We start from the raw sequence: 5,830 nt of genomic DNA, 5'->3' as shown, positions 1-5,830 counted from the left end.
TAGCCGCGTAACCACAAATCCCGTGTCCACTACATGGGGGCAAGGCCCGAACACCACGTCGGGGACGGCTGGCATGACGCGCCGTACGCGCACGGTGACGGGTTCTGTCATTGACCATTTCCTTTGCGTCGCAGGCGGTCTGCGAGGGCATCCGCCCGTACCGACCAGAAATTTGATTGCTCGTTGATCCACTGCTGCGCCATGGTCAGCCCCTCGGGGCGCAGGGACACCCAGCGTTCGCGGCCGCGGACATCGCGCTGTACCAGGCCCGCTGATTCCAGTACGCCGATGTGACGGGAGACGCCGGCGAACGTCATCGGCAGCGGTGCGGCCAGGTCGGTGATGCGTGCGTCTCCTTGCCGCAGCGTCTCCAGCAGCCAGCGGCGCGTCGGATCGGCCAGGGCGGCGTAGGCCCGGTCCAGCACCTGATCTTCAACCATCTTGTTGACTATAGCGTCGGATCATGCTCTGCTGGAATAGTGACGTTCAACAAACTTGTTTAATGATTCTGTAGAGGAGGAACACCATGCAGAAACCCGAAATCGTGTCCGCGGCCGAATGGGATGCCGCCTGGCAGAAGATGCTGATCGCCGAGAAGGAATGGACCCGGCAGCGCGACCAGTTAGCGGCGATGCGCCGACGCATGCCGTGGACGCCGGTCACCAAGGAGTACACGTTCGTCGGCCCCGAGGGTGAGCTGAGCCTGACCGAATTGTTCGATGGGCGAAGGCAACTCGTCGTCTATCGGGCCTTCTTCGAGGAGGGCGTGAAGGGCTGGCCCGAGCATGCCTGCCGTGGCTGTTCGATGATCGCCGACAACGTCGGGCACGTCGCGCATCTCAATGCCCGCGACACCACCCTGGCCTTCGCGTCGCGCGCGCCACAGCCCGACATCGCCCGGATGACGGCCCGGATGGGCTGGAACATGCCCTGGTACACCATCACCGACGACTTCGACGTCGACTTCGGCGTGCACGAGTGGCACGGCACCAACGCCTTCATCCGCGACGGCGACGCCGTCTACCGCACGTACTTCATCAACAACCGCGGCGACGAGGCGCTGGGCACGTCGTGGAGTTATCTCGACATGACAGCGTTGGGGCGGCAGGAGACCTGGGAGGACTCCCCGCCGGGGTACCCGCAGGACCCGGCCTACGAATGGTGGGACTGGCACGACACCTACGGCCAACACGAGCCTTCTCGCTGGTTCGGCGACCCCGATCCCACCAAGCCCGACGATCCCCGTCCGCCGCGCGACGAAGGATGTGCCTCCTGTGAGCGGTGAACCTGACCTCGTGGGTCTGTATCAGCAGACCATGGATCGCATCACCGAATTGGTCAGTGCACCAGATGTTTCCGTCGATGCGCGGGTCGCTGCCTGCCCGGGCTGGTCGGTGCGGGATCTGCTGGCCCATATGGCCGGCGTCGCGCAGGACTGGGCCGCGGGCCGGCGGGCCGCACCGCCGAACGACGCGCAGACGGCAGCGCAGGTGGCCCGGTTCGACGGGGCCGGTGTGCCCGACATTCTGCGGGCGTGGAGCGAGGCGGCCGCGGCGCTGCCGCGACTTGCTCGGGAGGGCATCGTGCCACCGCTCGGCGACATCGTCGTCCATGAGCATGACATCCGGGACGCGCTCGGCCGGCCTGGTGCCCGGGATTCGGTTGCGCTGCAATGTGTTTCCGACCAACTCCTGAGCAAGTTGGTGACGCCGGTGCCCGTGCGGATCACTGTCGAGGACGGTGACTACCGGCGCGGCCCGGACGGGGACTCTGAGATCGAGCTGAAGACCACGCGATTCGAAGCGGTTCGCTGGCGCACCGGCCGGCGCAGCCGCGGCCAGATGGCAGCCATGGCATGGTCCGGTGACCCAGCCCCAGTGCTCGATCACCTGTATATGTTCGGGCCGACTGCCGTCGATCTCGTTGAGTAGCAGTCAGTTCCAGTCGACCAGCCGCGTTCCATCGCGCCAAGCCCCCCCGCAAGTCGATATCGCGCGGGCCGACCCCAGCAAGCTTGACGATCCCCATCCGATGCGTTGCGGCTGCACGTCTTGTGAATGACGGTGAGGGTCAGTGGAACCGGCTGCCGATCCATTCGGCGGCGGCGATGAACCCGTTCTGGATGGCCACATACGTGTTCTGCGCAGCGGTCACCACACCGTTGGTGAAACTTACGGCAGCGTCGACGGCCGGACGGACGACGTTGGTGACGAAGTCGCCAGCCGCTTTGCTGATGAACCCATCGACCACTTTTCCGGCACCGTCGAGAAACTCGGCAATTGGTCTGGTGACCGTCTTGACGATCGTCTTGATGGCGGGAGTGGCCACCTTGACAGCCCCCTTGAAGACAGGGCCGACGATGGGAACGAGGCCGACGATATCGCCCGCGATATCCCCGGCTTCGTCCCACCTGTCATCATCATTCTTTGCATTGATCAGGTCATTGGTGTCAACGACCAAACTGAAGCCGTTCTCGAAGGTGCCTACTATCGGAATCCAACCCGTGGCAAGGGTGAAAGCCTCCCAGGCTTCTTCCTCCGGACTGTTGGGGCCAGTCGATCCCGGCTGTGACGAACTGCCTTGCAGCGCACCCAAAGCCGCGTTGGTGGCTTGCGTGACGAATGCCGTGATACGGGCCCGTACCTGATCGACGACATAGGTGATCTGGGCACCCAACTGATTGAAAACTGCGGTGAGCAGGTTACCCGGCGAGTTGTCGATGCTGCCCGAATCTTGGGTGCTCGTGTTGATGACAGTGAATTGTGTTGCATCGACGAAGCCGTCGGCGTCACGCGTCTGCGTCCTGATCAGTGCACGTGAGCCGCCTGCGGTGAATTCGATGCCGCTGAGCTCGGTGGTGGCTTGGTCGATGCTCAGACTGTTGACCTTTGCGCCCGTCGCGGTATTGAAGACGGTGACCGTGACTGTGGAAACTCCGGTGGCATTGTCCGTCGAGTTGGTCACCACCGCGGCGCGATCGCCACGGGGCGCGAATTGCACTGAGGTGATACCGCTCTGGGTCTCGGTGTACGTATACGTACCCAGTTGCCTGCCCGTCGTAATGTCAACCACGACAATCTTGCTCGCGGTTACCTGGCCTGTCTCCGGTTCGTAGTCGGTGGTGGTCAGGAGCGCCCGAGTCCCGTCGGCGTTGAGGACAATGCCGCCGGTCGCGTCGATGCTGCCGAGTTGTCGGCCAGTGGTGAGGTCAACCACCACGGTGTGTGCCGAGTCGGTGAATATTGCTCGGGTGTCGTTCGCGGCGCGCAATATCTGCGGATTGCCCGACGTGGTGATCTCGCCCAGTTGTTGGCCGCTGATCAGGTCGATGACCGTCGTGTGGACGGTGTCGTCGTCGGTAGACGGGGTGGCAACGATGGCGCGGGTCAGATTGTCCGTCACCTGAATTTGTGTACCGCCCTGGTACGCCACAGTGCCGAGTTGCACACCGGTGGTGAGGTCGAATGCGGTGGCGTGACCGGTGCCCGAGTCCGACGTCGTGATGAGGGCACGCGTGCCATCGGTGGACAACCGCGGTGATGCGGAAGTGCCGGGAATCTGGGTGTAACTCAGGCGTTGACCGCCGTTGAGGTCGAGAATGCTTACGCGACTCGTACCGGCGTCAGTCGAGATGACGATGGCGTGGTTGCGATCGCTGGACGCAACGGCGCCGTCATAGATGTTGTTGGTTTGGCCCGTGGAAGTGTAGATGAATGTTGTTGATACGGACTGATCGTCGTCATCAGTGGTGGTGACCAGTGCGTACGCGCCGTTCGTGCTGAGCAGCGTCGCCGTCGCGGCCGCGCCGGACGAGGTGAGGGTGTTGCCGACCTGAGTGCCGCTCGAAGTACTGAAGGTTTCGAAGGTGGTGACCGAGTGCCAGGTATAGGGATAGAGCGGGTTGGTGGTGTTCTGTGTGGTGTACCGGAACACGGTGGTCACCGTCGCCAGTTGGCCATCAGCGGATAGTAGGGTTGTCGCAGCGGATGTTGCGTGCCCGCTCGCGTACTCCACGGTTTCGCCTGACTGCTGGCCGGTGGCGAGGTTCAGGAACGTGATCTGGGGGTTGTAGACCGTCGATGGCCCACCCCACGAGGGAACCGGACTGGAACCCACCGCCCGGTAGGTCGAGACCACCGCATCGTTGCCGGCGACGACCACGTTGAGGTTGGTTCCTTGAAAGCCGGCACCGACCTGTTGCCCTGTTGCAGTGTTGAATACAGCGATGGTGCCCGTGTAGGGACCGACGAACATGCCGCTGCCAGTGTTCTGTCGGGAGGTCACGACCGCGCGGGAGCCATCCGCAGAGAACTGCACCGGTTGGATGCTGCCGGCCAGTGCGGTGGTCGAACCGACAGATTCACCGGTGGTGGTGTCGATGAAGGAAACGTACGAGGTGACCGGTGAGTCGGGCATCCACCCGCTACGGGCGGACGAGGTTACCATGGCGATTCTGCCGTCTCCGACGGACTGGACACTCGGAAGTGTTTTGCCCGCAACGGCATTGGTGCTGATCACTGAGCCATTGCCGGTGTCGATGAGTGTGAGCATCGTCGACGATCCTTGCGGCGACGTGATGAATGCGCGTTGGCCGTTGCCGACAAGCTGAATTGTGGGTGTGCTGCCCAGATCGGACATGCTCGGCGGTGGCAACGTGGTGCTGAAGGTGTTGCCTACCTGAGCTCCGGTGGTCGCGTTGATGACACTGACGAAATACGTTGTAGGACTGCCCAAACCGTCAGTCGAGGATGTCATGACGATCGAGCGGGTGCCGTCGGCGGTCTGTGTTGAACTGACCGTGGAGCCGGGCATGGCGACGACCCCGACGACATGGGCAGGGGCTGTCGAGCTGGGAGGTGGCGCCGCAGCTGCCGCCGGGGCAGCCGCGGTGGGCGTGGCTGCGCCACTGGCGGCCGACCGTGACTCGGCAGTGCGGTACCCGGCAAATGCCAGTAACGACAGGGGGTTTGATCCTGTGACAGTGTCGGATAGTAGCGATGTCAAGCCGTTTGCCACCGCGGCTGAAAGCGCCGCGACTGTCGTAGGCGCCGGCGTGACGATGGCGGCGGCGCGAACGGACGCTGCTGCGACCTGCGGAGTTGCCGCGACCGGGGCGACGACGGATACGGCAGATTCCGGTCGAATGGTCGTTTGCAGTGGTGACGCCTCGGCCTTGTTCACCTGGCGGGAAGTTACTGCGGCTGTGGGGCGCAACGCGGTGGGCACTCGGTCGGTGATGTCCGCTGCCTTGCTGGTCGATGATTTTGGTGCTGACGTGGTTGTCGCGTGACGCGTGCGCTGCGGTTGAGCAGGTGACGTTGATGCGGGTGCGTCGGCGGCCGCGTTGCCTGTACCAGAGCCGGCGTCGGTGTCGTCGGGCTGAGCTTCGGCCGGCGGCTGTTCGTGCTTCTTGGCATGCCTCTTGGACTTGGGTTTGGGAGTATCGATGGTCGGCACCCGGTCCGGGGCTGAGGAGTGCGATCCGGAGGTTTTGGTATCCGATCCGGCTTCGTCATCGGCGTGAGCGAGCCCGGCACCGGTAATCAGCGACGCGCCGATTCCCAGTGTGACTGCGCCAGCACCGAGCCACCGATAGGGCTCGTGCTGCGTCCGTATGGGGTGTTTGCCTGAGGTCTTGCGGGCCGAAGGAGACTTGTGTCCCGAACGATGTCGTCCCGCCACTACAGGTACCCCAATTCACCCGTGCGAAAATTTGCTGACGGGGACGAACTCTAGCGCAATCGGGCGGTCGCATCCGTCATCCGATCGGCCGATATTGCCTAGTGTCCTGCGCCGGGAATTCGTTGAAGATATGAACCGAGTCGTTCGA

The 5,830-nt window shown here is 63.4% G+C and carries 6 protein-coding genes; 4 read left to right on the top strand and 2 right to left on the bottom strand.

The window, feature by feature from the left end:
* Positions 1-107: 107 nt before the first annotated feature.
* Positions 108-440 carry an ArsR/SmtB family transcription factor gene (locus EB75_RS26645; RefSeq protein ID WP_073698230.1) on the bottom strand — a complete coding sequence of 111 codons (333 nt, stop codon included), beginning with the start codon at positions 438-440 and terminating at the stop codon, positions 108-110.
* Positions 441-526: 86 nt separating this feature from the next.
* On the opposite strand from EB75_RS26645, the gene EB75_RS26640 reads away from it, so the two are divergent.
* Both EB75_RS26640 and EB75_RS26635 read left to right on the top strand, forming a co-directional pair.
* Positions 527-1,285 carry a DUF899 domain-containing protein gene (locus EB75_RS26640; RefSeq protein WP_073698229.1) on the top strand — a complete coding sequence of 253 codons (759 nt, stop codon included), beginning with the start codon at positions 527-529 and terminating at the stop codon, positions 1,283-1,285.
* Complete coding sequence (locus EB75_RS26635; RefSeq protein WP_174557736.1) at positions 1,275-1,931, top strand: maleylpyruvate isomerase N-terminal domain-containing protein; 657 nt, start codon at positions 1,275-1,277, stop codon at positions 1,929-1,931. The genes EB75_RS26640 and EB75_RS26635 overlap by 11 nt, the downstream gene beginning before the upstream one ends.
* A 139-nt stretch (positions 1,932-2,070) precedes the next feature.
* On the opposite strand, the gene EB75_RS26630 is transcribed toward EB75_RS26635, so the two are convergent.
* Complete coding sequence (locus EB75_RS26630; protein ID WP_142239842.1) at positions 2,071-4,254, bottom strand: beta strand repeat-containing protein; 2,184 nt, start codon at positions 4,252-4,254, stop codon at positions 2,071-2,073.
* Between EB75_RS26630 and EB75_RS29040 the strand changes: the two genes are divergently transcribed.
* Both EB75_RS29040 and EB75_RS29035 read left to right on the top strand, forming a co-directional pair.
* Positions 4,253-4,609 (top strand): hypothetical protein, encoded by a 357-nt coding sequence (locus tag EB75_RS29040; protein ID WP_142239841.1) that lies wholly within the window; start codon positions 4,253-4,255, stop codon positions 4,607-4,609. The two genes, EB75_RS26630 and EB75_RS29040, sit on opposite strands and share 2 nt — an antisense overlap.
* Before the next feature lie 144 nt (positions 4,610-4,753).
* Positions 4,754-5,290, top strand: a complete 537-nt coding sequence (locus EB75_RS29035; RefSeq protein WP_142239840.1) for a hypothetical protein — start codon at positions 4,754-4,756, stop codon at positions 5,288-5,290.
* Positions 5,291-5,830 lie beyond the last annotated feature (540 nt).

This window comes from Mycobacterium sp. ST-F2 (assembly GCF_001905655.1).
Classification (GTDB): domain Bacteria; phylum Actinomycetota; class Actinomycetes; order Mycobacteriales; family Mycobacteriaceae; genus Mycobacterium.
Note: the sequence above shows the minus strand (reverse complement) of the source record. Positions and strands in the feature narration are given on the sequence as shown.